The organism is Streptomyces venezuelae (assembly GCF_008642315.1).
In the GTDB taxonomy this organism is placed as follows: Bacteria; Actinomycetota; Actinomycetes; order Streptomycetales; family Streptomycetaceae; genus Streptomyces; species Streptomyces venezuelae_D.
Map to the genome: position 1 here is coordinate 4,105,433 of NZ_CP029192.1, position 24,382 is coordinate 4,129,814.

The window sequence follows — 24,382 nt, forward strand, 5'->3', positions numbered from 1 at the left end:
GGAGCCACCCGTGGAGTTCGACGTCACCATCGAGATTCCGAAGGGTTCGCGGAACAAGTACGAGGTGGACCACGAGACCGGCCGGATCCGTCTGGACCGTCGCCTCTTCACGTCGACCAGCTACCCCGCGGACTACGGCTTCGTCGAGAACACCCTCGGCGAGGACGGTGACCCGCTGGACGCCCTGGTCATCCTGGACGAGCCGACCTTCCCGGGCTGCCTCATCAAGTGCCGCGCGATCGGCATGTTCCGGATGACCGACGAGGCGGGCGGCGACGACAAGCTGCTCTGCGTGCCGGCCTCCGACCCGCGCGTGGAGCACCTGCGCGACATTCACCACGTCTCCGAGTTCGACCGCCTGGAGATCCAGCACTTCTTCGAGGTCTACAAGGACCTGGAGCCCGGCAAGTCCGTCGAGGGCGCCGACTGGGTCGGCCGCGCGGACGCCGAGGCCGAGATCGAGCGTTCCTACAAGCGCTTCAAGGACGAGGGCGGCCACTGAGCCACTCGCCCCGGACGGGCCGCGCGACCCAAGGGGGTCACGCGGCCCGTTCGTGTATCTGTGCCCATACTGGCCATACGGAGGGTGCGTACGAGTCGTATGAAAAGTGAGGGCATCAGTGGCCGAGCAGGAGGCCGAGGACCGCAAGCCGCAGTCGGACGAAGCACGCAGCGCGTTCGTGCAGCCCAGCGGTGTGGTGGCGCAGCCACCGGCCCCTGAGGACGAGTCCCAGACGACGTCCGAGTTCGCCATCCCCACCGGTCTCGCGACCCCGTCGACGACGACGCAGGAGACCGAGAAGTCGGCGTTCACCACGCCGCACACCTACACCTCCCGCAACGCCCCGCAGGCCTTCACGCCCGCGCAGGGCATACCCCTGGTGAAGCTCACCAAGGACGTGCCGTGGCAGGACCAAATGCGCACGATGCTGCGCATGCCGGTCACCGAGCGGCCCGCTCCGGAGCCCGCGCAGAAGCAGGAGGACGAAACCGGTCCCGCCGTGCCGCGCGTGCTCGACCTGACGCTGCGTATCGGCGAGCTGCTGCTCGCGGGCGGTGAGGGCGCCGAGGACGTGGAGGCGGCGATGTTCGCCGTCTGCCGCTCGTACGGACTCGACCGCTGCGAGCCGAACGTGACGTTCACGCTCCTGTCGATCTCGCACCAGCCCTCCCTGGTCGACGACCCGGTCACGGCCTCCAGGACGGTGCGCAGGCGCGGCACCGACTACACGCGTCTCGCGGCGGTCTTCCACCTGGTGGACGACATCAGCGACCCGGAGCTCGAGATCTCCCTGGAGGAGGCCTACCGGCGGCTCGCGGGCATTCGGCGTAACCGTCACCCCTATCCCGGCTGGGCCCTCACGGCCGCCAGCGGGCTCCTCGCGGGCTCCGCTTCGGTGCTCGTGGGCGGTGGCGCGCTGGTCTTCCTGGTGGCCGCCGTGGGCGCGATGCTCGGCGACCGGCTCGCCTGGCTGTGCGCGGGACGCGGGCTGCCGGAGTTCTACCAGTTCGTGGGCGCCGCGATGCCGCCCGCCGGGATGGGTGTGGCGCTCAGCTTCGTGCACACCGAGGCGTCCATGGCGTCGGCGGTCATCACCGGTGGGCTCTTCGCGCTGATCCCGGGGCGGGCCCTGGTGGCGGGCGTCCAGGACGGTCTGACCGGCTACTACATCACCGCGGCCGCACGTCTCCTGGAGGTCATGTACCTCATCGTGGGCATCGTCTGCGGTGTGCTGCTCGTGCTGTCGCTCGGCGTCATGCTCGACGCGACGAACCTGACCCCGGAGACGAAGTTCGGTGTGACGTCGTCGCGGCCGGTCATCCAGATCCTGGCGTCGATGGCGCTGAGTCTGGCCTTCGCGATCCTGCTTCAGCAGGAACGTAACACCGTGCTGATGGTGACCCTCAACGGCGGCATCGCCTGGGTGATGTTCGGCGCCCTTGCGCAGACGCCGCTCGAACTGTCGCCCGTGGCCGCGACGGCCATCGCGGCCGGTCTGGTGGGCCTGTTCGGGCAGCTCTTCTCGCGGTACCGGTTCGCGTCCTCACTGCCGTACGTCACCGCGGCGATCGGCCCGCTGCTGCCCGGTAGCGCCACGTACTTCGGGCTGCTCGCGCTGGCGCAGAACGACCTGAACACGGGCATGAACTCGCTCACCAAGGCCGTCGCGACGGCCCTGGCCATCGCGATCGGCGTGAACCTGGGAAGCGAGGTCTCCCGGCTGATCCTGAAGGTGCCGGGCGCGACCTCGGCGGTGAACCGCCGCGCGGCCAAGCGGACGCGCGGCTTCTAAGGCCTTGCAGGCCGCCTGCGACGGCGCGCGTCAGCGCTTGGCGTGGCGGCCGCGCTGCTGGCCGGGGGGCGTGCCCGGGGCGCCCGCGCCCTCGACGGACGCGGCCTTCTTGGACTTGCTGCGCGCCCGCAGGAACTCGATGGCGATCGGCACCACCGAGACGAGGACGATCAGGATGAGGATCGCCTCGATGTTCTTGTGCACGAACTCGATGTTGCCGAGCCAGGCGCCGAGCAGCGTGACGCCCGCGCCCCACATGACGCCGCCGATGATGTTGAACGTGATGAACGAGCGGTACCGCATGCCGGAGACGCCGGCGATGATCGGCGTGAAGGTGCGCACGATCGGCACGAAGCGGGCCAGGACCAGGGACTTCGGGCCGTACTTCTCGAAGAAGTCGTGGGCCTTGACCACGTTCTCCTGCTTGAAGAGCTTGGAGTCCGGGCGGTTGAAGAGCGAGGGGCCGACCTTCTTGCCGAACAGATAGCCCGCCTGGTCACCGAGGATCGCGGCCACGCAGATCAGCAGGCAGGCCAGCCACAGCGGGGTGTCCAGCTTGTTCGTGGTGATCAGCAGACCCGTGGTGAACAGCAGCGAGTCACCGGGCAGGAAGAAGCCGATGAGCAGGCCCGACTCGGCGAAGACGATCACCAGCAGGCCCCAGAGGCCGAACTGGTTGAGCAGGTAATCCGGATCCAACCAGCTTGGTCCGAGCGCAAGCGTCGTCACGGTTCCGGGCTCCTGAGGGGTGAGGGGGCGGGGCGGCGGCAGGTGCAGCCCCCCAAATTTATCAACGCGGGGCGGCCCGCCCAGGTTCCAGTGCCCCTCTCCCGCCGCACTGTGCGACAACTGGGACATAGCCGGGCCGCACGCGCCTCACCCGTTGCGTGCCGCGTTCGCGAGGATCGCGTCCCGCAGGTACTCCGCGAGGCCGGGCCTGATGGCTTCGTAGAAGGCCGTGAAGCGCTCGTCGGCCACGTACATCTCACCGAGACAGGTGTGCATCTCGTGCGAGCAGGTGTAGTGGTTCGCCGTGATGAAGAGGCGGTGCTCCTCCGCGGCGTCCATGGCCTCCTCGGAGTCCGCGGGCACGCCGCGGCCGAGCAGCTCGCCCACGCGCGCGTGGACCGCGTTGAACTCGTCGTTGATCCGCTTCCAGTCGTCCTTTGTGTACGTGGCGGCCTTGCGCTGCGACTCGCGGTAGGCCTCCGTGTCGCCCCAGCGCTGCTCGACCTCGTCCGCGTACTGGTCGGGATCGTGGTCTCCGAAGACCTCGAACTTCTCCTCGGGCGTGAGGTTGATGCCCATCTTCTTCGCCTCCATGGCGGTCTCGACGGCGGCGGCCATCTCCTGGAGCCGGTGGATCCGCGCGGTCAGCAGGTCGTGCTGGCGGCGCAGGTGGTCCCGCGGGTCCGTGTCCGGGTCGTCCAGGAGGGCCGCCACCTCGTCGAGGGGGAAGCCGAGCTCTCTGTAGAACAGAATCTGCTGGAGCCGGTCGAGGTCGTCGTCGCTGTAGCGCCGGTGACCCGCGTGGCTGCGCCCGCCGGGCACGAGCAGGCCGATCTCGTCGTAGTGGTGCAGCGTGCGCACGGTCACTCCGGCGAATGCGGCGACCTGTCCCACGGAGTAGCTCATGGCGTCCGCCCTTCTTCTCTCGGTACGCGGATCAGCCTGGGTCCTCACGTCGCGTGAGGTGCAAGTGCGAAAGCCGGGCGGGCGGCGCTACCTGCTCAGCGCCGTGAACCTCCGGACCGCCAACGGAAGGAATACCCCCACGAGCACCACCGGCCACAGCACCGCCAGGAGCCCCGCGTGTTCCGCGGCCCAGGACGTGCCGGCCACCCCCGGGTCGTTGCCGAAGAGGTCACGGACGGCCGTGGCCGTCGCCGAGAGCGGGTTCCACTCGACGAGGGCGCCCAGCCAGCCCGGCATGTTCTCCGGGACCGTGAAGGCGTTGGAGAGGAACCCGACCGGCCACACCAGGATCTGCACGGTCGCCACCAGCTCCGGCCTGCCCGCGACCATCGCCAGCTGAATCCCGAGCCACAGCATCGCGAACCGCAGCATCAGAAGCAGCCCGACCGCCCCGACGGCCGCCCCGAACGAGCCGTGCCAGCGCCAGCCGATCGCGAGCCCGACCCCCATCATGACCAGGAGCGAGACGAACGACTGGAGCATGTCGGCGACCGAACGCCCCACCAGGACGGCGCCGTTGGCCATGGGCATGGAGCGGAACCGGTCGATCACGCCCTTGTTGAGGTCCTGGGTGACCGCGACCATCGTCGCGTCGAGCCCGAAGACCATCGTCAGCGCGAACATGCCGGGCACGAGGAACCCGGCGTACTCCCCCGCGATGCCCTTCCCGCCACCGATCAGGTAGGCGAACATCAGCAGCAGCATCACCGGGAAGACGAGACCCACCAGGACCTGCACGGGCTGCCGCGCCCAGTGGGCGAGTTCGCGCCGCGTCATCGTCCAGGAGTCGGTCACGGCCCAGCTGATCGGCGTACTCACACGGACTCCTTCGTACGTTCCGTCAGGCTCAGGAAGACCTCGTCCAGCGTGGGCCTGCGCAGCGCCACGTCCTCCGCGTCGATGCCGGCGTCCCGCAGGCCCCGCACGACGGCCGTGAGGGCCTCCATGCGGTCCGTGACGGGCGCGGAGGCCATCCTGCGGTCCGCGTCCACCGTGGCGCCCGGAGGCAGCACGGCGGCCGCACGCGCCAGTTGGGTGGCGTCCCGGACCACGACGTCGATCCGGTCGCCGCCGAGCTCCGCCTTGAGGTCGTCCGCCGTGCCCTGAGCGACGACCCGGCCCCCGTCGATCACCGACATGCGGTGGGCCAGCTGATCCGCCTCCTCCAGGTACTGCGTCGTCAGGAGCACGGTGGTGCCGCCCCCGACCAGCGAGCGCACCGAGTCCCACACCTCGGCGCGGCCGCGCGGATCGAGGCCCGTGGTCGGCTCGTCCAGGAAGAGCACCTCGGGGTCCGTGACGAGGGACGCCGCGAGATCCAGGCGGCGCCGCATGCCGCCGCTGTACTGCTTGACGGCCTTGCGGCCCGTGTCCGCGAGACCGAACCTCTCCAGGAGCTCGTCGGCCCGCACGCGCGCGTGGCGGGCGCCCAGGTGGTGGAGCCGCCCGAACATGTCCAGGTTCTGGCGGCCGCTCAGCTCCTCGTCCACCGCGGCGTGCTGGCCGAGCAGTCCGATGCGCCTGCGCACCTCGTCGGGCCTGCGCCGCGCGTCGTGCCCCGCGACCTCCACGCGCCCCTCGTCGGCCCGCAGGAGGGTGGCCAGCATGCGCACCGCCGTGGTCTTGCCCGCCCCGTTCGGTCCGAGCACGCCGTGCACCGTGCCGCGCTCGACCCGCAGGTCGAGGCCGTTCAGCGCCTTCTTCCCCGCCCCCTTCGATGTCCGCCCGTACGTCTTGTGCGCGCCCTCGACGACGATCGCGTCCGTCATCCGGCTCCCTCCAGACTCGTAGTCAAACTTGACTAGGCAGGCGAAGGTAGCCGAGGCGAGGTCAGTCGTCAAACTTGATTAGCGGCGATCCCCCGCGTGCCGGTCCCCCGAAGCGAACGGGTTCTCCTCACCGTCCGCGAGCACGCCCACAAAGGGATCGCCCTCGCCCGCGAAGGTGTACGCGCCGCCCTCCACGCGCGAGATGAGACTCCTGGTCCACTCCGCGCCCGTGTCGGCGGAGTGCACCCAGTAGTTCATGATCTCGCCGATGTGGCCCAGCTGACCGGGCCCTTCCTCGGGCGTGTAGTACTCGGTGACGGACGTCCGCCACTCCTCGATGCGCCGCACCCGCTCCTTGAGGAGGCCCACGACCTCCTCGCGCGGCAGGTCGACCATGAGGCCGAGCGCCGCCGTGAGGATGTCGGGCCGCTGGTCGTACATCGTCAGGGACTCACGGAGGAGGGAGAGGTACTCCTCCGTGCCCTGATCCGTCATCTCGTACTCCGTGCGCGGCGGGCCGCCGGCCGTGGACGGGGCGATCTCGTGCGCGCGCAGCATCCCTTGCTTCGCCAGCTGCTTCAGGGCGTGGTAGATCGAGCCCGGCTTGGCGTTGGACCACTCGTGGGCGCCCCAGTACTCCAGGTCGTTGCGGACCTGATAGCCGTGGGCGCGGCCGTGCTGGCGCACGGCCCCCATCACCAGCAGCCGGATCGCCGACATGTACCGCGCCCTTTCGTTCAGCCCCCGGACCTCTTCGCCCCGCCCCCGGTCTTCAACTTTGACTAGGGTAGCCCTGCTCCAGCGCCACCAGCTCGAAGGCCGTCTTCCCGTCCAGGGACTCGCGGACGATGTCGGCGTGGCCCGCGTGCCGCCCGATCTCCTCGACCAGGTGCAGCATCAGCCAGCGCATCGACACGGCGCCGTCCTTCGGGAACCACGGCGCGTCGGGCAGCGGGAACGTGTCGTCGAGGCTCGGCACCTCGCGGATGAACGCCTCGGTCTCCCGGGCGACCCCGTCCCAGAACGCCAGCGTCTCCGCGAGCGTCTCGCCCTCCACGAGGACGAATCCCTCGCCCCACGTCTCCTGCGTGCGGGCCTTCTCGTTGGGCTTCCGCTGCGCCATGCGGAGCCAGTTGAGCTCCACCTCCGCGACGTGCTTCACCAGGCCGCCGAGCGTCAGCTCGCTGGCGCTCGGGCGGGCCTTCGCCTGCTCGTCGGTGAGACCGATGACCGAGCGCCGGACACCGCCGCGCTGCGCCTCCACGAAGGCGATCAGGGCGCCGCGCTCGTCGCCGTGGGCTTCCGCGCTGACGTGGGTGACCATGGTGTCCGCCTCTCTCGCGCCCGCTGTCACGGGCTGTTCCGCCGGGCTCGTCCGCCGGGCTTCTCGACACCACAGACACTACGGAGCCTTGCGGTCAGGTTCTGTCCGCAAGGCTCCGGGAGGCTCCGAAAGACGAGCCGGTTCAGAAGGGGAAGCGCGCCCTGCCGTGCTGCACCGAGATCCACTTCTGCGTGGTGAAGGCGTCCACCGTCGACTCGCCGTTCAGCCGCCCCAGGCCGGAGTTCTTCTCGCCGCCGAACGGCACGATCGCCTCGTCGTGCACGGTGCCGTCGTTCACGTGGATCATGCCGGTCCTGACGCGCTTGGCGATGCGTACGCCGCGCTCGGTGTCGGCGGTGTGCACGGCGCCGCTCAGGCCGTACGGGGTGTCGTTGGCGATGCGGACCGCCTCGTCCTCGCCGTCGAAGGGCAGCAGCAGGGCGACGGGGCCGAAGATCTCCTGGGTGAGGACCGGGGAGTCGTCGGGGAGTTCGGTCAGGACCGAGGGGGCGACCAGGTTGCCGTCGGTGCGCCCGTGCAGCAGGGCCTTCGCCCCGGCCGCGACGGCCTGCTCGACGACGGCCGTGACGGCGTCCGCCTGCGAGGAGTTGATGAGCGGGCCGATGTGGGTGGCGGGGTCGGCCGGGTCGCCGACCTTGAGGCTCGCGACCTTGTCGACGAACTTCTCGGTGAACTCCGCCTGCACGGAACGGTCCACGAGGATGCGGTTGGCGGCCATGCAGACCTGGCCCTGGTGCACGAAGCGGCTGAAGACCGCCGCGTCGACCGCGTAGTCGATGTCGGCGTCGTCCAGGACGATCAGTGCGCTGTTGCCGCCCATCTCCAGGATCGAGCGCTTGAAGTGCGATGCGCACACCGTCGCGACATGGCGTCCCACGCGGTCCGAGCCGGTGAAGGAGATGACGCTCGGCACGGTGTTCTCGAGGAAGGCGTCGCCTATCTCGGCTATGTCCGTGATCACTACGTTGAGCAGGCCGGCCGGCAGGCCCGCGTCCTCGAAGACCTTCGCGACCAGGCTGCCGCCGAGGACCGGGGCGTTCTGGTGCGGCTTCAGCACCACCGCGTTGCCGAGGGCGAGCGCGGGGGCGACGCTCTTGATGGACAGCAGGAAAGGGAAGTTGAAGGGGCTGATGACGCCCACCACGCCGACCGGGACGCGGTAGAGGCGGTTCTCCTTGCCCTCGTCCGGGGAGGGCAGGACGCGGCCCTCGGGGCGCAGCGCGAGATGGACCGCCTCGCGCAGGAACTCCTTGGTGAGGTGGAGCTCGAAGGCGGCCTTGAGCCGGGTGCCGCCCAGCTCGGCGACGATCGCGTCGGCGATCTCCTCCTCGCGGTCCTCGATGATCCGCAGGGCGCGCTCGAACACGGCACGGCGCGTGTAGGGGTTCGTCTCCGCCCAGTCCCGCTGCGCCCGCTCGGCCGCGCGGTAGGCCTGGTCGACCTCGTCCGCCGTGGCGACCGTGATGGACGCCAGCTTCTCCCCGTCGTACGGATTGAAGTCGATGATGTCCCAGGAACCCGACCCGGCCTTCCACTCCCCGTCGATGTACTGGTGAGCCAGGTCGGTGAAGAAGGACATGAGCGGACCCCTTGCCGCGGCAGCAGACGGCCGCATACGGAAGCAGACACCTGATCTCACGTCATAGTACTTATGTTTCAGGTGAGTTGGAGCAGACCACGGAGAAGATCCCGGCTTCCGACCGGATCGGGACTGTCCTTCTGCAGCTGCGCGACCACGCGCTCGTACTGGGCGACTTCCTCGGCCTTGTCGAGGTAGAGCGCACCGGTGAGCTGTTCCACGTACACGACGTCGGAGAGGTCGGACTCCGGGAAGCTCAGCATGGTGAAGGCGCCGCTCTCGCCCGCGTGCCCGCCGAAGCTGAACGGCATGACCTGGAGGGTGACGTTGGGGCGCTCGGAGATCTCGATGAGGTGCTGGATCTGACCCCTCATCACCTCACGATCGCCGTAGGGCCGGCGGAGCGCGGCCTCGTCCAGGACGCAGTGGAAGCGGGGTGCGTGCTCGGAGGTGAGGAGTTTCTGGCGTTCGAGGCGCAGGGCGACGCGGCGGTCGATCTCGGCCCTGCTCGCGCCCTTCATGCCGCGGGCGACGACCGCGTGCGCGTACGCCTCGGTCTGCAACAGGCCGTTCACGAACTGGACTTCGTAGACGCGGATGAGCGAGGCCGCACCCTCAAGACCGATGTATGTCTGGAACCAGCCGGGCAGGACGTCCGAGTAACTGTGCCACCAGCCCGTGAGGTTGGCCTCTTTGGCGAGCGAGAGCAGTGCGCCGCGCTCGGCGTCGTCGGTGACGCCGTAGAGCGTCAGCAGGTCCTCGACATCCCTGGACTTGAAGCTCACCCGTCCCAACTCCATGCGGCTGATCTTCGATTCGGAGGCGCGGATGGAGTACCCGGCCGCTTCGCGGGTGATGCCGCGGGATTCCCTGAGCCGCCTCAGCTGCGAGCCCAGCAGGATGCGCCGTACCACCGAGCCGCTCGACTCCCCTGCGGTCACTTCGCTCAATCCTCCCGATCGACTGGAAGCCAGCAGTCTGCCATTAAACGCTCCGGGCGGTACACGTCCGGTTACAGAAACAGAAAGGGTCCGAAAGCTCTTCACAAGAAGTCGCGGGAATAAATGGGCAAGAAACGGCACGGGATTGTTCAAGTCCGGCGCGTGCACGTGCATCTGCCCTTGCATCTGCTGTACGCATTCGGAACCATGGTCCGCGCGCCACCGCTGTACCGACCGCACCATCGGCGACCGACCGCGCCACCGCTCCATCGCTACGTACCGCGAAACCGGGGAGTGCCTCGCATGGGGACGAATGGATCGACCATGCTCGAGCCGTTAAGGCAGGGGCTACCTCCGATCGACCCCTCCGCCGTCTCGGACGCGGCCTCCGTAGCCCTCCCCGCCCGCTACGAAGCGGTGGGCAGCGCCCGGCAGTTCACCCGCAAGACGCTGGGCCAGTGGGACCTCGACGAGCGGTTCGACGACATCGCGCTGGTCGTCTCCGAACTCGTCACCAACGCGCTGCGCCACGCGCTGCCCGCCGACACCCCGCGCGACCAACAGGAACCGCCGGTGCGGCTGCACCTCATGCACTGGGCGGCGACGCGGCTCGTGTGCGCGGTGCGCGACCCCAGCGACGAGAGTCCGGTCGCCCGCGACACGGACGACGACTTCTCGGCGGAGTCCGGCCGGGGCCTGTTCCTCGTGGACTCGTTCAGCGACAGCTGGGGCTGGCACCCGCTCGCCGGCGCGCTGCGCGGCAAGGTGGTCTGGGCGCTGTTCGGCCTGGGCTGAGCGCGGGGCGCCGCGCGAGCGGCACCGCCCACCCTTCAGGGTCGAGTCAACCACCTATCAGGTGGTCGAACTCCCCGTCCTTCATCCCCAGCAGCATCGCCTCGATCTCGGCGCGCGTATAGACGAGCGCCGGGCCGTCCGGGAACCGCGAGTTGCGCACGGCGACGTCGCCGCCCGGCAGTTTCGCGAACTCCACGCACGAGCCCTGCGAGTTGCTGTGCCTGCTCTTCTGCCAGACGACCCCGTGAAGCTCCGTGGCCGCCATGCCGTTAAACGCGTGGTGCACAGATCGCTCCCCGGGTGGTGCGGTGCCGTGTGTGGCTCTAGATGCAGTGGTCAACTGTCCCGGATCATAGCTGTGTTCACATGCGGATGCATGGGCAGATGCACGTGCACGCGGGGTGTTCCCTTGATTACAGGCTTGTCAGCACCTGCTCGGAGCCCGCATGACGTGCGAACGCCAGCGGATCGAATCCTTCGTGTACCAGGAAGAGACGCATGCCGCGCCCTTCGTGTTCCAGCGTCCGGGTAAGGGAACAGTCGGCGAAGTTGGCCGGATCGGGATCCATCCAACGGACGCCGAGCGTCCGGCCGGCCTCGTACGCAAGAACCTGAACGTGCACGGTGCCGGAAAAGTTCGTGCGGGGGTGCGGCAACGAGACCGGCCTCCCCGCGCACCTGGAGGTGCTCGGGGAGGCCGGGCCTGTGGGTCTCCTACCTCGGCGACCCGTACGGCAGCAGCGCCATCTCGCGGGCGTTCTTGATCGCCGCGGCGATCCGCCGCTGCTGCCGCGCCGACACGCGCGTGACGCGCCGGCCGCGGATCTTGCCGCGATCCGAGACGAACTTCCGGAGCAGGTCGGTGTCCTTGTAGTCGATGTACGTGATGCCGGCGACGTCCAGAGGGTTGGGCTTCGGTGCGCGCGGGCGGGCGACGGGCTTGCGCGGGGACAAAGGTCAGACCTCCAGGAGGGTGTCGAAGGCGGGGGGCAGGTGTTTCCAGGCGTCGCGCCCGGCGGCGTACTCCTCGTCCGTCAGCAGGCAGGACTCCAGGACCTGGGCGAGCCCGTCGCGGTCCAGGCCCGGCGAGGTGAACACCAGGTGGTTGCAGCGGTCGCCGTGTTCCGGATGCCAGTCGAGGGCGGCGGCCGCCCGTCGCACCGGCGGGACCATCTCCCACGCCGCGTCCGGCAGCGAGGCCAGCCACGGCCCCGCGCTCTCGACGGAGAGCGCGCCGCCCGCCGCGTCCCAGCCGAGCAGCGTGTCCGGGTGGTCGGCCAGCCAGAACCTGCCCCTGCTGCGGGCTGCCGCACAGGTCAGATCCTCCAGGGCGTCGTACAGCCGCTCCGGGTGGAACGGCCGCTCCCTGCGCCACACGAACGTCGCGACCCCGCACGCGTCGGCCTCGGCCGGCAGCAGCGCGCAGGCGGGGTGCTGCGCCGCGGCGGCGGCCTCGACGTCGAATCCGGCGAGGGCGGCCGCGGCCAGCTCCCCCCGCCCGACCGGCACGCGCCGCGCCGTCGGGTGGAGCTGGGCGAGCAGGGCACGGTCCTCGTCGTCGGGTCCGGCGCCATCGGCCTCTGCCACGGCGAGCACGGGCGCGTACTCCAGTTGGCGCGCCCACGTGTCGGCGACGGTGCGCCGGTCGTTCGGGGCGGCGGCGAGTCCGACGTCGACGAGGTCGTCGCCGTTGCCGAGGCAGGGCAGCAGCAGGGCCGGGTCGACGGCCGTGACGACGCCGCCGATGACGAGGGCGTCACCGGCGTGCGCGGCGACGACCTCGGCCATCGCCTTGGGCTCGACCGAGTCCCACAGTTCGACGACCGCGAGCCGGGTGAGGCCCGCGTCCGCGAGGCGGCCGAGCTCGGGCATCAGGTCCTCGCGGAGCGCGCAGCACGCACAGTCGTTGACCAGGGGCGCGTCGCCGGTGGAGAGCACGCCGGTGGTGTCGCGGACCGTGCGGACGACGGTGCCGTGCACGGCGGTCGACAGGTCGTGGTGGAGGGCCACGCTGTCGGGGACGGTGGCCAGGAGCTCGTCGACGGCCGCCTTGCGGGCGACCGCGTGCAGACCGCCGACGATCACGACGTCCATGCGGCGCGGCGGGTCCATGGGCGGCGGGTCCGTGGGCGCCATCAGCGCTTGCCGAACCGGCGCTCGAAGCGCTCGACGCGGCCCGCCGTGTCCATCACGCGGGACGTGCCCGTGTAGAAGGGGTGGCTCGCGGACGAGACCTCGACGTCGATGACGGGGTACGTACGACCGTCCTCCCACTCGATCGTCCTGCCGCCGGTGGCGGTCTCGCTCCCCGCCGCCGTCGAGCGGGTGAGGAAGGCGAAGCCCGCGGCCTTGTCGCGGAAGACGACGGGGCCGTACGGGGGGTGGATGTCCTTGCGCATGACGGTCAGCGCTCCTCTCGGAAGTCGACGTGGCGGCGGGCCATCGGGTCGTACTTGCGGATGGTGAGGCGGTCGGGGTCGTTCCGCCGGTTCTTGCGGGTGACGTACGTGTAGCCGGTCCCCGCTGTGGAGCGGAGCTTGATCACGGGGCGGAGTTCGTTGCGGGCCATGGGGCTAGTATATGAAAATGACTCCCGTTTTCAATAGGGGGTCCTGCCCAGCCCCGCGTTCCTACCGAGAGGTGCGTCACCTTGTCCGCCCACTGCCAGCTGACCGGAGCGGAACCCCGCTTCGGCAACAACATCTCCCACTCCCACAGGCGTACGTCGCGCCGCTTCGACCCCAACGTCCAGCGCAAGCGGTACTGGCTGCCGAGCGAGGGCCGGCACGTCCGGCTGCGGCTCAGCACGAAGGGGATCAGGACCGTCGACCGCATCGGGATCGAGGCGGCCGTCGCCAGGATCCGTGCGCGCGGGGTGAGGGTCTGATGGCCAAGAAGAGCAAGATCGCGAAGAACGAGCAGCGGCGCGTGATCGTCGCGCGGTACGCGGCGAGGCGTGCGGAGCTGAAGGAACTCATCCGCAGGCCGGACACTCCGGATGCCGAACGACGGGCTGCCCGGCAGGAGTTGGCGCGCCAGCCGCGGGACGCGAGTCCGACACGGGTACGGAACCGGGACAGCGTCGACGGCCGCCCGCGCGGATACGTGGGGGCGTTCGGGCTGTCGAGGGTGAGGCTGCGTGAGCAAGCGCACGCCGGATTTCTCCCCGGGGTACGCAAGTCGTCCTGGTAGCTTGGCGCGCGATTCGGCCGGGCCACGACCGCCCGGCGCGACGCCGCGTCGGCTAGGGGGACTTCAAGTGCGTACGTACGTCCGTAGTGTCCGGGTTCTCGGTACGGCAGTAGCGGGGCTCGCCGCCGCGCTGGTGCTGAGCGGATGCGGGAGCGGCGGGGACGGGGACGGGGGCGGAGGTGGCGGCAAGAAGGACCGCGGCTCCTCCGACTCATCGGGCTCGTCCGGGTCGTCCGACGGGTCTGGTGGCGCTGGCGGCTCCGACGGGTCCGGCGGTGGATCGGGCTCCAAGGGTGGTGGCAGCCTGGAGGGTTCGTGGATCGCCACGTCCGGTGGGAAGCCGCTCGTCCTCGCGGTCAACGGGAAGACGGCGACGCTCCTCGGCGAGGACGTGCTGTGCAACGGCAACGTCGGCGGCGACGCGGGCTCGCGGACGCTCACCCTCAAGTGCCCGAAGGGCGACGGGGACCGTACGGCGGGCCGCGTCGAGTCCGTGAACGCCAAGTCGATGAAGGTCGCCTGGGGTGACGCGGGCACGGACGAGTTCCTGAAGACGGAGGGCGGCAAGCTGCCCGAGGGACTGCCCACCGGGCCGCCGCAGTCCTGACGCCGCCGCGTCGCTGCCGTACCCACCCCCTTCAACGGGCCGCGGGACCCTCGGGGTTCCGCGGCCCGTCGTCGTCCGGGCGCTTCGTGGACGTGCCGTCGACCAGCATCGGCGGGGGCGAGGTGTCCATGGCGTCGGACAGCTCGTCGAGGGTCTCCAGGAGCAGGCCCGCGCCCCTGCGCACCACGCGGTCGGGGACGCCCTCGCCGTCCCACTCGTCCAGTGCGGTGCGGACCGCCTCCCACTTGGGCACCCGGCGCTCGCGCAGCGCCTTCGCGCCCTGCTCCGTGGACTTGCGCAGCGCGTCGGCGAGGCGGGCCGCAGCGGGGACGGGGGTGTCACCGCGCTCCGGCAGGTGCGCCTCCATCAGCATGGCGACGCGGCCCAGTTGGGCGAGTACTTCCTCCGCGTCGGCGGCCGCGGCACGGGAGAGGCCGCGGTGGCGCACCGGCTCGTTCTTGGCCCGGTCGACGGCTTCCTGCCAGGCGACGCGCGCGTCCCGGGCGGCGAGCAGGGCCTCGCGCACGTCGGGGCAGGCCTTGCCGGCGGGGTGGGCGTAGCGGTCGACGACGGCGGCGGCGTAACGGCCGTCGGCGATCAGCCAGTCGGCGAGGTGGGTGCGGAGGCGGGGGGTCTCCCAGGCGGGGTAGAGCGCGTACGCGATCATTCCGAGCACGCCGCCGAGCAGGGTCAGGACGACGCGTTCGGGGACGGTCTGCGTCCACTGCTGGCCGCCCATGCCGAGCAGGAAGACGACGTACGCGGCCACGCAGGCCTGCGCCGCGACCTGGCCGGTGCGCATCAGCAGGTACATCATCCCGGCGCAGAGCACGGCGAGTGCGGCGGAGAGCCCCGTGCCGGGGTGGGCGAGCTGGACGAGCCCCGTGGCGAGGGCGACGCCGACGAGGGTGCCGCCGAAACGGGCGACCGCGCGGGAGTAGGTCTGGGAGAAGTCGGGCCGCATCACCATGACGGAGGCCATGGGCGCCCAGTAGCCGTGCCCGAGGGGCAGCCAGTGCCCGAGCAGGTACCCCGCGGCGGCCACGGCGGTGACCCGGATGGCGTGCCGGGTCACGGGCGACTCATGCCGCAACTCGGCCCGCACGGCCCGCATCGCGGCGGGGACCAGCGCGAAGAGGGTGGGACGCAGGAGGGGCGCGGGCGCCGTCCGGTCTGCTTCCGCACTCGGGCCGCCCGAGTTGCCCGCTGTTTCCAGGACGTCCTTCAGGAGTGCGCCCAAACGTGTGGCCGCGCGGTACGCCGGGCCCGTGAGGATCGCCCCCGTGTCCGGGGTCCGCAGCGCCGCCTGCGCCTCCGGGGGGATCCTGACCGGCTCGCCGTGCCGGATCGCCCGCGCCGCCGCGTCCAGGACCGCCCCGGCCGCCGCCAGGAGTTCCCGGACCCGGTCCCGCTCCTTGCCCTCCTCGGGCACGCCCACCGCCGGGTCCGCCAGGGAGGCGAGGACCGGGCGGATCCGTTCGGCGACGCCCCTCGCCCCGTGCAGCTCGGCGGGGCGCGTACGGGCCTGGCGCGCGGTGATCGTCGCCGCGTCGCGCGCCGCCATCAGGGGTTCGGGGTCGAACGCGGCCACCGGATCGTGGCGGAGGCGCCGCGCGTAGTCCGCCTCGGCCGCCAACGCGTCGGCCAGCGCGTCCCGGTGGGCGCCCCATCGGCGTACCGGGAAAAGGATGACAAGCGCCGCCTGCACGCAGCCACCCACGATCATCATCGCCGCGTGGCCCGCCGCCGCGACGACCGACGTCGGAATCGTTACCGTCACCAGCATGATCGCCACGTTCGACGACGCGATGATGCCGACCGTGGGCCCCGCCGCCCAGCTCAGGCCCGCGAGGAACGTCCACAGGCAGAGCAGGGCGAGGAAGAGGAGCAGGTGGGAGCCGGTGAGGTAGCCGAGGAAGGTGGAGACGGCGAGGCTGGTGCCGGAGGCCAGCGCGAGCTCGGGACGCGGCCGCCAGCTGCGCTGGAACGTGGCGATGGCCGCCTGGAACGCGCCGAACGCGGAGCTCGCCGCCACCGCGGGACCGAACAGCGTGAGGCTGAGGCCGATGACGATCGCGAGGCCGGCGGCGCCGCGCAGGGCGACGAGGGGTTCCAGACGTTTGCGCTCGACGGTCAGACCCGCGCGAGCTGTCTCTTTCAGCGCGCGGAGCCAGGTCACTCTGTGATGATACGGGGCATATCGGACGGGCACGTCACGCGTTCGGAGACCACGACGTACGCCGCCACGAACGAGCGGCCCGGCGAGTCAGGGCAGCGCCGGGCCCCCGCGCCGGTCGCGTGGCGTGACATGGGCGCGGTCGGCCGCCGCAGTGCCGTGGTGCCAGCCCTCCGCGTCCGTCACTCCCCGTACGCGCGCCGTGGTCGTCTCGGGGAACATCCGCTCCGTGTGGTCCGTGACGGCGACGTCGCGTGCGGCGAGGACGGGAAGCAGCGACGCCGCCTCCCGCGACTCCCCACCCGCTTCGGCCGCCGCCTCCCGCACCGCGTGCTCGCCCGCCTCGGCCAGGCGGCCGCCGATGCGGTGCGCGTACGCCATCAGGAAGGCCTGCCGGAACGTCTTCGTACGCTTGCGGCCCGCGGCGCGCTGACCGGCCTCCGCCCTGGTCATCGCGGCGGTGCCCTGCACGAGCAGGGAGGTGTGGAGGAGCTCGACCGACTCCAGGTCGGAGTCGAAACCGACGACGGTCGAGAAGCCGTACGCCTCGCTCCACACCGCCCGGCAGTGGTTCGCGGCGGCGACGGCGTCGAGCAGGATCGCCTTCGCCGTCTCGTACGGGGCGTCCACACCGATCCGGCACGCGGTCGGGACGTCCTTCGCGTGCGTACGGGCCGCGAGCAGCGCCTCGTCGAGCGAGTGCCGCGCCATCAGCTCCTGCGCCTTGGCGGTGAGCGCCTCCGCCTCCTCCGGGTAACCGGTCGCCTCGGCCTTGGCGAGGAGGGCGCGGACACGGGTGAGCGCGCGGGGCTCGCCCTGGACCGGGCCGGGGACGGTGTCGCCGGGCGGCGGGCCGGCCGGTTCGATCGGGGGGAGGCGCAGGAGGAGCCGGTACAGCTGGAGGTGGACGGTGGCGCGGGTGAAGCGGTCCCGGTCGCGGACGGGCTCTCCGTGCGGCCCGAGGTCGGCGAGCTGGGCGGGCCAGCGGGGCGGCAGGTGGGCGTAGCGCGCGGTCTCGCCGCGGATGAGGTCCGCGACGAGGCGTACGTGCGGGTCGTCCAGGTCGCGGCGGACCAGGCGGATCACGTCGGCGGGCTGCCAGCCGTGCCGCCAGGCCCGGTGCAGGTACTCCTCGCCGCGTCGGCGCAGGTCGGCGTCCGTGTCGGGGGCGGCCGCGAGGAGGGACGCGCCGGTGTCCAGACCGTCGTCGCCGTCGCCGTAAAGCGCCGCCGCGAACGCTCTGTCGATCACCGAATCCATGGCATCAGGGTAGGTGCAGATCGCATGGCGAAAGCGCCCCCGGCCACTTCATCCACAGGCTGTGGATGAAGTGGATGGACCGCGTACCGCCGCACCGCCGCACCTCAGCTGTCCCCGCCCTCGTCGATGAGCCGCCGCACCTCACGGTCCACCAGACCGAGCCGCGCCTCGGCCACGAGCGGTACGGCGCGGCGCTGTCTGCGCGCCTCGTGCACGTCGATGTCGACCGTCACCAGTCCGGGCTCCCACTTCGGCGCCTGCGCGACGACCGTGCCGCGCGGGTCGACGACACGGGACCCGCCCCAGAAGGAGGCGCCGTTCTCGTTGCCGACGCGGTTCACGAAGACGACCCAGCACTGGAGCATGCGGGCGGTGTACGAGAGCAGTGTGTCCCAGTACAGGCCGGTGTCCATCGCCTCGGGGTCCAGGCTGGCCGCGCTGTTCGTCGGTACGACGATGACCTCGGCGCCGTCCTGCACGGCGAGCCACGGCAGCACGGGCTGCCAGGCGTCGTTGCAGATGAGGGTGGCGGCACGGCCGTGCCCGCCGGGCAGGTCGTACGCGCGCAGGTGCTGGCCCGGGCTGACATGCTTGCGTTCCTCCCACGCCAGGTAGTTGGGGAGGTACAGCTTCCGGTGCACGTGGTGGAGGCGGCCGCCCGAGTAGTACGCCGCGGTGTTGTACGCGCGCAGGCTGGTGTGCTCGTGGAGACCGACCAAGACGTCCGGCGCGCCCGGAGCGCCCGGAGCGCCCGGAGCGGAGAGGGTCAGCAGGCGCGGGTCGTCCGTCGTGATGGACGTGTCCTTCTCCAGACCGCCCAGGTGGTAGCCGTGCAGGCTCAGCTCCGGGAAGACGACGAGGTCCGCGCCCTGGCTCGCGGCCTGGGCGATGTGGTCCCGCGCGGTGTCCAGGTTCCGGCCGACGTCTCCCAGGTCGCAGTCGGTCTGTGCCAGGGCGACTCGCATGGGTCGAGCTTTGCAGCGGGGGGTCCGCCGCGCACGCGGGGGTCCTCCGGACGGGGGCGGGGCGTGTGTTCCCTGCGACTGCCCGTGGCGGGTAGGAGCACCAACCCCGCCGCTTCGCGGCGGACGGTCCCCACCCACCCGCCCGTTCACCCCGCACCGTCCAGTGGGAGTAGGGGCGCCGACACCGCCGCTTCGCGGCGGATGGTCCCCACCCACCCACCCGTTTGCCCCGCACCGTCCAGCGGGAGTAGGGAACCCCACCGGGCCGCACCCGCGCACGAAACGGGAGGGGACGTGGGGGTATGTGCGCACGGAGCACCGAGCCAGCCATAGCGGCCGGAAATGTCGGGCGCGGCGCAGGGATGGCGAGTACGGACATACCCCCGCGGCCCCGCACCCAAGAACGAGCAACAGGCGCCCCCGCCCGATGTCAGTGGGGAGTGCAAGACTCGCCACATGGCTGGGCAGCGTTGGGTCGTCGGGGTTGCCGACGGAGGAGGAGCAGAGCTCGTCCCCCTCGGGGACGACGGCCTGCCCGCGAGCCCCGTCGTCCGCGAGCCCGACCTCGCCGAAGCAGTCCGCTCCCGCCCGGACGTCGACCGATGGGTCTGGCGGACCACCGCCGAGATCTACCCCCGCCTCCTCGCCGCCGGCGTCCGCGTGACCCGTTGCTACGACATCGAGGCCGCCGAGCTCCTCCTCCTGGGCCACGAGGGCCGCCTCGGCGAGCCCCGTTCCGCGGCCGCCGCACTCGCCCGCCTCCGCCACACCCCCGTACCCCCGGATCCCCCACCCCGCGCCGCCGAGCCCGGCACGCAGGACTCCCTCTTCGAGCCGCGCCCCGGCGGCGCCCCCGTCACGGTCGACGAACTCGTCGAGATCCACGCCGAGCAGCAGCGAAGACACGACGCCACCGCACACCCCGGCCGGATGCGGCTGCTCACCGCGTCGGAGTCCGCGGGCATGCTGGTGGCCGCCGAGATGAACGCCGCCGGGCTGCCCTGGCGTGCCGACGTCCACCGCGGGCTCCTGAACGAACTGCTCGGCGAGCGGTACGCGGGCCGGGGCGAACCCCGCCGCCTCGCCGAGCTCGCCGACGAGGTGTCCGCGGCGTTCGGCCGCCGCGTCCGCCCGGACCTGGCCGCCGACGTGGTGAAGGCCTTCGCGCAGGCCGGCATCAGGGTGAAGTCGACGCGGCGCTGGGAGCTGGAGGGTCTCGACCACCCGGCGGTGAAGCCCCTGATCGAGTACAAGAAGCTGTACCGGATCTGGACGGCCCACGGCTGGAGCTGGCTCCAGGACTGGGTGCACGACGGCCGCTTCCGCCCCGAGTACACCCCGGGCGGCACCGTCAGCGGCCGCTGGACGACCAACGGCGGCGGGGCGCTGCAGATCCCCAAGATCATCCGCAGGGCCGTCGTGGCCGACCCGGGCTGGCGGCTCGTCGTGGCCGACGCCGACCAGATGGAGCCGAGGGTCCTGGCCGCGATCTCCCGCGACCGGGGCCTGATGGAGGTGGCGGGCAGCGAGGAGGACCTGTACACCCGCCTGTCGGACCGCGCCTTCTCCGGCGACCGCGACCACGCGAAGATCGCGCTGCTGGGCGCGGTGTACGGCCAGACGTCGGGCGACGGCCTGAAGAACCTCGCCGCGCTGCGCCGCCGCTTCCCGCTGGCCGTGGCGTACGTGGACGACGCGGCGAAGGCGGGCGAGGAGGGCAGGCTCGTACGGACCTGGCTCGGCCGGACCAGTCCCCCGGCGGCGGGCGCGGGCGAGGACGACGAGGCGGGCATTCCACAGGAGGAGGCGCCGAGTCCGGGTTCCGGAACCGGAACCGGAATCGGGGGCGGACTCGGGGGCGGCGACGGGGAGTTCGTTCCCGGGTACGCCTCCACCAACGCCCGCGCGCGCGGCCGCTTCACGCGCAACTTCGTCGTGCAGGGCAGCGCGGCGGACTGGGCACTGCTGATGCTGGCCGCCCTGCGGCGGACGATCGCGGAGGGCGGGCTGCGGGCCGAGCTCGTGTTCTTCCAGCACGACGAGGTCATCGTGCACTGCCCCGCCGAGGAGGCGGAGACGGTGGCGCTGGCCGTGCGCGAGGCGGGGGATCTCGCGGGCCGGATCGCGTTCGGGGAGACGCCGGTCCGCTTCCCGTTCACGACGGCGATCGTGGAGTGCTACGCGGACGCGAAGTGAGGCGGCGACGAACCTGGTCGCGTCGAACCCACTCTTGCGGGAGACAACTCGTACGGGAGGCAACTCGTACGGGAACCCGCTCGTGCGGAAACCCGCTCGTGCGGGAGCCAACTACCGCGTCGGCCGCGCCAACAGGTCCCTGAGTTCGTCCGCCACCCTGCTGTCCGTGCCGTCCAGCGCCGCAAGCGCCGACCTCCACTGCTCGTACGCCTCCCGCTCGTGACCCTCCGTCCGCAGGAGAAGGCCGTGCTGGTGCCGGGCGAGGCCCGTCATGTGGGTGTCGCCGCGGTGTTCGGCGCGGTCGAGCAGCGCGGCACACTCGCGTGTTGCGTCCGCGGTGCGGGAGAGCTCGCGCAGGGCGCGGACCAGGCCGAGGCGGGCCTGGGAGGCGCCGTGCCAGTCCTCGTACTCGCCGTGCAGCCGCAGGCTCTCCTCGAAGTGGCCGAGGGCGGCGGCGGGTTCGCCGAGGGTGAGGTGGGCGTAGCCGATGTTGCAGTGGGCGGACTGGCGTACGACGGCGTGCCCGAGTGTGTCGCCGATGGCGAGGCTGCGTTCGTGGTGGGTGATGGCGGCGCGGGCGTCCGTGTGCTCGTACAGGTTGCCGAGATGGCTGAGGGTGATCGCCTCGCTGAGCGGGTCGGCGAGCTCCCTGGCGAGGTCCAGGCTCCGGTGGAGGGACTCGGCGGACTCGGCGTGCCGGCCGAGGCCTTCGAGGAGGAGGCCGCGGTTGTTGAGGCCGCGGCGTACGCAGGACACGTACCCGAGCGTGCGCCATAGGTCGAGGGCCTGGTCGTTCAGGGCGAGGGCCTCGCTGCTGCGGCCCGACATGAAGTGCACGCCGGCGGCGTCGGTGAGGGCCTGCGCCTCGGCGGCGGTGTCGCCCTGGCGTCGGGCGGCGTCGAGGGCGAGTGCGCCGAGTGCGGCCAGTTCGGTGAGGCGGCCGCGGCGCTGGAGGTACGGGAAGAGGCAGCGGACCAGGACGGGGAGCAGTCCCGCGGGGTCGGGGTGCCGCTCGGTGAGCGCGAGGACGTTGGGGAGTTCGGTGTCGCCCCAGGCGAAGGCGGACTCGGCGGTGAGGGGAGGGCCCGCGTCGGGGACGGGCCGGCCGGGGCGAGCGAGGTGGGCCGCCACACCGCGGAGGCGGTCCGCGCGGTCGAGGCTCTCGGGGAGGATGGCGAGGAGGGTGCGGCGGGCGGACTCGGCGTACCAGCGGAAGGCCTCTTCCACGAGGTCCGTCTGCCCGTACGTATCGCCGCCCACGTCGGCCGCACCGCCCGAGCCGTCCACACCACCCGCCCCGTCCGAGCATCCTGCACCGCCCAAGCCGTTTGCATGACCTGAGCCGCCCGCCGCCGTCTCCCTCGCGAAGTCGCGTACGAGGTCGTGCGGGGTGTACCGGCCGTAGGACGTCTCGTCGAGGAGCGCGACGTCGACGAGGCGGTCGAGGGCCGCGCCCGCGCGCAGTTCGCCGGTGCCCAACAGGCGGGCCAGGAGCGGTACTCCGTACGTGGGGAGGTCGAGCGCGCCGATCCGGGCGAGGGCGCGGGCCGCGTCACGGTCGGCCTCGCGGTCGGACGTCCGCAGGGCGTCGAGGGCGACGGCGAGGGAGCGGCGCACGCTCAGGTCGTCGTACTCGAGGTGATGCAGGCGGCCGCCGCTGACGGTGAGGAGTTCGGCGAGGGCGTCCGGGGTGAGGGCGCGCCGCGCGGCCAGGCGGGCGGCGACGATGCGCAGGGCGAGGGGGAGGCGTCCCGCGAGCTCGACGAGGGGGTGCCCGGCGTCGAGCCCGGCGCGACCGGAGACGGCGCGCAGGAGTGCGGCGCTGTCCCCGTCGGAGAGGAGCTCCAGCGGGAAACGTTCCGCGCCGTCGAGGGCGGTCAACGGGGAGCGGCTGGTGACGACGACCGCGCACCCGTCGCCCGCGGGCAGCAGGGGCCGCACCTGTGCGGCCGTGGCGGCGTCGTCGAGGACCATGAGGGTGCGGGTGGGCGCGAGCAGCGACCGCAGCAACGCGCTCGACGCGGCGGGGTCCTCGGTGCCGTCCGCCGCGTGCCGGGGCTCGGCACCGAGGTCACGCAGGAGCGCGGCGAGGGCCTGCGCCGGGGTGAGCGGGGTCATGCCGGGGGTGGCGCCGCGCAGGTTCACGTAGAGCTGCCCGTCCGGAAACTCGGCGCGCAACGTGTGGGCGACGTGTACGGCGAGAGCGCTCTTGCCGACTCCGGCCATACCGGACACGACGGCAACGCGCCTCCCGCCCCCGAGGGCTCGCCGCAGTTCCCGCACGGTGCGGGTCCGGCCGGTGAAGTGGGCGGGGTCGGGGGGTAGTTGCGAGACGCCCGAGGCAGTCGACGCGAACGCACGGGACGGCGGCGCGTCGGCCGTCGCCGTCGTCGTCGCCGCCGTCGGGTCGGTAACACCGGACAGGCCGGTCGCACCGGGCAGGACAGTCACATCGGGCATCCCGGACGCACCGGGCACCTCGGACGCACCAAGCACCTCGGACGCACCGCTGTCAGCCACCGGCTCGGCGAAGGCAGCGGCGTGGGCGTGCGCGTCGGCGTCGGCGTGGGCGTCGGCATCGGCATCGGCATCGGCATCGGCATCGGACCCAAGACCATCACCCACTGAGGCGGCCACCCACGGCCCCCGCAACACCTCCCGATGCGCGTCCCGTACCCCCTCCCCCGGCTCCGTGCCGAGTTCCTCGATCAGTCTGCGGCGCAGTTCGCGGTGGACGGCGAGGGCCTCCGCCTGGCGGCCCGTGCGGTGGAGCACCAGCATCAGCTGGCGGTGGAAGACCTCACGGAGGGGGTACTCCGCGACCAGCGACGCGAGTTCGGGCGCCAACGCGGTAAGCCCCGTGCCGAGTTCCAGTTCCGCGTCGTACCGCCACTGCAGCGCGAGGAGACGTGCCTCCTCCAGGCGCGGTACGAGAGGATGGCCGTCCAGCGAGTCGGGGAGGCCGCTCAACGGCGTACCCCGCCACAGCGCCAGCGCGTCCACGGCACAAGCCGCCGCCCGCGCCCAGTCCCGCTCCGCGTGCGCCGCCCGCGCCCGTGCGACGAGGTGCTCGAAGACCCGTACGTCCAACTCGCCCTCGGAGACCCGCAACCGGTACCCCGGCGGGACCGCGTGCAGCCGCCCCGGATCGTCCAGGAGCCGACGCAGCCGCGTCACATGGTTCTGGAGGGACGCCTGTGCCGAAGCAGGCGGGAAGTCGCCCCACAGGGCGTCCTTGAGCGCGCCGAGGGAGACGACCCGGTCGGGTTCGAGCAGGAGCGCGGCCAGCAACGCACGCCCCTTCGCGCTGCGCACGGGACGCGGAACGCCCTCCGCGTCGTACACGGCGGGAGCCCCGAGCAGACCGAACCGCAGTCCGCACCGCTCGCTCAACGCCGTCTCCCTGTGCCATGTCGCGCCGTACGACGCCCCGCAGCGTCCTGCAGCGCCGTTATCCGTACCGCGTCCCTAACCGCGTCCATACCGCGTCCATACCGCGTCCGTACCGCATCCGTACCGCAGGACCGTTGGCCACATGTTAGCGATCTGTTGGCGTGGCCTGATGTGA

The 24,382-nt window shown here is 71.7% G+C and carries 25 protein-coding genes; 7 read left to right on the forward strand and 18 right to left on the reverse strand.

Annotated elements, in window-relative coordinates; all coding sequences use genetic code 11:
- The first annotated feature begins 10 nt into the window (after positions 1 to 10).
- Positions 11 to 502 carry an inorganic diphosphatase gene (locus DEJ48_RS17575; RefSeq protein ID WP_055701044.1) on the forward strand — a complete coding sequence of 164 codons (492 nt, stop codon included), beginning with the start codon at positions 11 to 13 and terminating at the stop codon, positions 500 to 502.
- Between the two features lie 118 nt (positions 503 to 620).
- Positions 621 to 2,294 (forward strand): threonine/serine exporter ThrE family protein, encoded by a 1,674-nt coding sequence (locus DEJ48_RS17580; protein ID WP_150217111.1) that lies wholly within the window; start codon positions 621 to 623, stop codon positions 2,292 to 2,294.
- A gap of 30 nt (positions 2,295 to 2,324) precedes the next feature.
- Here the strand turns inward: DEJ48_RS17580 and DEJ48_RS17585 are convergent, their stop codons facing one another.
- The 8 genes from DEJ48_RS17585 to DEJ48_RS17620 all read right to left on the reverse strand — a co-directional run bounded on the left by DEJ48_RS17585 (position 2,325) and on the right by DEJ48_RS17620 (position 9,623).
- On the reverse strand, positions 2,325 to 3,023 hold the full coding sequence (locus DEJ48_RS17585; protein WP_150217112.1) for a DedA family protein: 699 nt from the start codon (positions 3,021 to 3,023) through the stop codon (positions 2,325 to 2,327).
- 147 nt (positions 3,024 to 3,170) lie between these two features.
- Positions 3,171 to 3,929, reverse strand: a complete 759-nt coding sequence (locus DEJ48_RS17590; protein WP_150217113.1) for a MerR family transcriptional regulator — start codon at positions 3,927 to 3,929, stop codon at positions 3,171 to 3,173.
- Between the two features lie 87 nt (positions 3,930 to 4,016).
- Entirely contained in the window at positions 4,017 to 4,766 is a 750-nt protein-coding gene (locus DEJ48_RS17595) for an ABC transporter permease (RefSeq protein ID WP_150221237.1), read from the reverse strand.
- A 38-nt stretch (positions 4,767 to 4,804) separates the two neighbouring features.
- Positions 4,805 to 5,758 (reverse strand): ATP-binding cassette domain-containing protein, encoded by a 954-nt coding sequence (locus DEJ48_RS17600; RefSeq protein WP_150217114.1) that lies wholly within the window; start codon positions 5,756 to 5,758, stop codon positions 4,805 to 4,807.
- A gap of 78 nt (positions 5,759 to 5,836) precedes the next feature.
- Entirely contained in the window at positions 5,837 to 6,478 is a 642-nt protein-coding gene (locus DEJ48_RS17605; protein ID WP_150217115.1) for a PadR family transcriptional regulator, read from the reverse strand.
- 52 nt (positions 6,479 to 6,530) lie between these two features.
- The gene (locus tag DEJ48_RS17610) at positions 6,531 to 7,082 is read right to left on the reverse strand and encodes a DinB family protein (RefSeq protein WP_150217116.1); all 552 of its coding nucleotides are present in this window, start codon (positions 7,080 to 7,082) and stop codon (positions 6,531 to 6,533) included.
- Between the two features lie 142 nt (positions 7,083 to 7,224).
- Positions 7,225 to 8,682, reverse strand: a complete 1,458-nt coding sequence (locus DEJ48_RS17615; protein WP_150217117.1) for an aldehyde dehydrogenase family protein — start codon at positions 8,680 to 8,682, stop codon at positions 7,225 to 7,227.
- Between the two features lie 77 nt (positions 8,683 to 8,759).
- A complete protein-coding gene (locus tag DEJ48_RS17620) occupies positions 8,760 to 9,623 on the reverse strand; it encodes a helix-turn-helix domain-containing protein (protein ID WP_150170547.1) in 864 nt (287 codons plus the stop codon).
- 303 nt (positions 9,624 to 9,926) lie between these two features.
- Here DEJ48_RS17620 and DEJ48_RS17625 point away from each other — a divergent pair, with 303 nt between their 5' ends.
- Complete coding sequence (locus DEJ48_RS17625; RefSeq protein WP_150217118.1) at positions 9,927 to 10,418, forward strand: ATP-binding protein; 492 nt, start codon at positions 9,927 to 9,929, stop codon at positions 10,416 to 10,418.
- A gap of 46 nt (positions 10,419 to 10,464) precedes the next feature.
- On the opposite strand, the gene DEJ48_RS17630 is transcribed toward DEJ48_RS17625, so the two are convergent.
- The 6 genes from DEJ48_RS17630 to rpmG all read right to left on the reverse strand — a co-directional run bounded on the left by DEJ48_RS17630 (position 10,465) and on the right by rpmG (position 12,987).
- Complete coding sequence (locus tag DEJ48_RS17630) at positions 10,465 to 10,704, reverse strand: DUF397 domain-containing protein (protein ID WP_223775964.1); 240 nt, start codon at positions 10,702 to 10,704, stop codon at positions 10,465 to 10,467.
- Between the two features lie 127 nt (positions 10,705 to 10,831).
- Positions 10,832 to 11,074 carry a hypothetical protein gene (locus DEJ48_RS17635; RefSeq protein ID WP_150217119.1) on the reverse strand — a complete coding sequence of 81 codons (243 nt, stop codon included), beginning with the start codon at positions 11,072 to 11,074 and terminating at the stop codon, positions 10,832 to 10,834.
- A gap of 58 nt (positions 11,075 to 11,132) precedes the next feature.
- Positions 11,133 to 11,372 carry a 30S ribosomal protein S18 gene (gene rpsR, locus DEJ48_RS17640; protein ID WP_150217120.1) on the reverse strand — a complete coding sequence of 80 codons (240 nt, stop codon included), beginning with the start codon at positions 11,370 to 11,372 and terminating at the stop codon, positions 11,133 to 11,135.
- Positions 11,373 to 11,375: 3 nt separating this feature from the next.
- Positions 11,376 to 12,554, reverse strand: coding sequence for a CobW family GTP-binding protein (locus DEJ48_RS17645; RefSeq protein ID WP_223832084.1), 1,179 nt, complete (start codon positions 12,552 to 12,554; stop codon positions 11,376 to 11,378).
- Positions 12,554 to 12,817, reverse strand: a complete 264-nt coding sequence (locus DEJ48_RS17650; RefSeq protein WP_150217121.1) for a type B 50S ribosomal protein L31 — start codon at positions 12,815 to 12,817, stop codon at positions 12,554 to 12,556. The genes DEJ48_RS17645 and DEJ48_RS17650 overlap by 1 nt, the downstream gene beginning before the upstream one ends.
- Before the next feature lie 5 nt (positions 12,818 to 12,822).
- On the reverse strand, positions 12,823 to 12,987 hold the full coding sequence (gene rpmG / locus DEJ48_RS17655; RefSeq protein ID WP_150217122.1) for a 50S ribosomal protein L33: 165 nt from the start codon (positions 12,985 to 12,987) through the stop codon (positions 12,823 to 12,825).
- Between the two features lie 81 nt (positions 12,988 to 13,068).
- Between rpmG and rpmB the strand changes: the two genes are divergently transcribed.
- The 3 genes from rpmB to DEJ48_RS17670 all read left to right on the forward strand — a co-directional run bounded on the left by rpmB (position 13,069) and on the right by DEJ48_RS17670 (position 14,217).
- Positions 13,069 to 13,305 (forward strand): 50S ribosomal protein L28, encoded by a 237-nt coding sequence (gene rpmB, locus DEJ48_RS17660; protein ID WP_150217123.1) that lies wholly within the window; start codon positions 13,069 to 13,071, stop codon positions 13,303 to 13,305.
- Entirely contained in the window at positions 13,305 to 13,610 is a 306-nt protein-coding gene (rpsN, locus tag DEJ48_RS17665) for a 30S ribosomal protein S14 (protein WP_150217124.1), read from the forward strand. Before rpmB ends, rpsN begins: the two co-directional genes overlap by 1 nt.
- 67 nt (positions 13,611 to 13,677) lie before the next feature.
- On the forward strand, positions 13,678 to 14,217 hold the full coding sequence (locus DEJ48_RS17670; protein WP_150217125.1) for a hypothetical protein: 540 nt from the start codon (positions 13,678 to 13,680) through the stop codon (positions 14,215 to 14,217).
- A 31-nt stretch (positions 14,218 to 14,248) separates the two neighbouring features.
- Here the strand turns inward: DEJ48_RS17670 and DEJ48_RS17675 are convergent, their stop codons facing one another.
- From DEJ48_RS17675 to DEJ48_RS17685, 3 genes are all read right to left on the reverse strand, one after another.
- Complete coding sequence (locus DEJ48_RS17675) at positions 14,249 to 16,396, reverse strand: FUSC family protein (RefSeq protein WP_150217126.1); 2,148 nt, start codon at positions 16,394 to 16,396, stop codon at positions 14,249 to 14,251.
- An 87-nt stretch (positions 16,397 to 16,483) separates the two neighbouring features.
- Positions 16,484 to 17,653, reverse strand: coding sequence for a DUF2786 domain-containing protein (locus tag DEJ48_RS17680; RefSeq protein ID WP_150217127.1), 1,170 nt, complete (start codon positions 17,651 to 17,653; stop codon positions 16,484 to 16,486).
- A gap of 104 nt (positions 17,654 to 17,757) precedes the next feature.
- Positions 17,758 to 18,618 carry a nitrilase-related carbon-nitrogen hydrolase gene (locus DEJ48_RS17685; protein ID WP_150217128.1) on the reverse strand — a complete coding sequence of 287 codons (861 nt, stop codon included), beginning with the start codon at positions 18,616 to 18,618 and terminating at the stop codon, positions 17,758 to 17,760.
- 456 nt (positions 18,619 to 19,074) lie between these two features.
- On the opposite strand from DEJ48_RS17685, the gene DEJ48_RS17690 reads away from it, so the two are divergent.
- The gene (locus tag DEJ48_RS17690) at positions 19,075 to 20,814 is read left to right on the forward strand and encodes a bifunctional 3'-5' exonuclease/DNA polymerase (protein WP_150217129.1); all 1,740 of its coding nucleotides are present in this window, start codon (positions 19,075 to 19,077) and stop codon (positions 20,812 to 20,814) included.
- A gap of 111 nt (positions 20,815 to 20,925) precedes the next feature.
- On the opposite strand, the gene DEJ48_RS17695 is transcribed toward DEJ48_RS17690, so the two are convergent.
- Positions 20,926 to 24,207, reverse strand: a complete 3,282-nt coding sequence (locus DEJ48_RS17695) for an AfsR/SARP family transcriptional regulator (RefSeq protein ID WP_150217130.1) — start codon at positions 24,205 to 24,207, stop codon at positions 20,926 to 20,928.
- Positions 24,208 to 24,382: the final 175 nt, after the last annotated feature.

Coding starts and splice junctions, on each gene's coding strand:
- DEJ48_RS17590 (WP_150217113.1), bottom strand. CDS start 3,929: ATGAGCTACTCCGTGGGACAGGTCGCCGCATTCGCCGGAGTGACCGTG.
- DEJ48_RS17595 (WP_150221237.1), bottom strand. CDS start 4,766: ATGACGCGGCGCGAACTCGCCCACTGGGCGCGGCAGCCCGTGCAGGTC.
- DEJ48_RS17600 (WP_150217114.1), bottom strand. CDS start 5,758: ATGACGGACGCGATCGTCGTCGAGGGCGCGCACAAGACGTACGGGCGG.
- DEJ48_RS17605 (WP_150217115.1), bottom strand. CDS start 6,478: ATGTCGGCGATCCGGCTGCTGGTGATGGGGGCCGTGCGCCAGCACGGC.
- DEJ48_RS17610 (WP_150217116.1), bottom strand. CDS start 7,082: ATGGTCACCCACGTCAGCGCGGAAGCCCACGGCGACGAGCGCGGCGCC.
- DEJ48_RS17615 (WP_150217117.1), bottom strand. CDS start 8,682: ATGTCCTTCTTCACCGACCTGGCTCACCAGTACATCGACGGGGAGTGG.
- DEJ48_RS17625 (WP_150217118.1), top strand. CDS start 9,927: ATGGGGACGAATGGATCGACCATGCTCGAGCCGTTAAGGCAGGGGCTA.
- DEJ48_RS17645 (WP_223832084.1), bottom strand. CDS start 12,554: ATGGCGCCCACGGACCCGCCGCCCATGGACCCGCCGCGCCGCATGGAC.
- DEJ48_RS17650 (WP_150217121.1), bottom strand. CDS start 12,817: ATGCGCAAGGACATCCACCCCCCGTACGGCCCCGTCGTCTTCCGCGAC.
- rpmG (WP_150217122.1), bottom strand. CDS start 12,987: ATGGCCCGCAACGAACTCCGCCCCGTGATCAAGCTCCGCTCCACAGCG.
- rpsN (WP_150217124.1), top strand. CDS start 13,305: ATGGCCAAGAAGAGCAAGATCGCGAAGAACGAGCAGCGGCGCGTGATC.
- DEJ48_RS17680 (WP_150217127.1), bottom strand. CDS start 17,653: ATGGATTCGGTGATCGACAGAGCGTTCGCGGCGGCGCTTTACGGCGAC.
- DEJ48_RS17685 (WP_150217128.1), bottom strand. CDS start 18,618: ATGCGAGTCGCCCTGGCACAGACCGACTGCGACCTGGGAGACGTCGGC.
- DEJ48_RS17690 (WP_150217129.1), top strand. CDS start 19,075: ATGGCTGGGCAGCGTTGGGTCGTCGGGGTTGCCGACGGAGGAGGAGCA.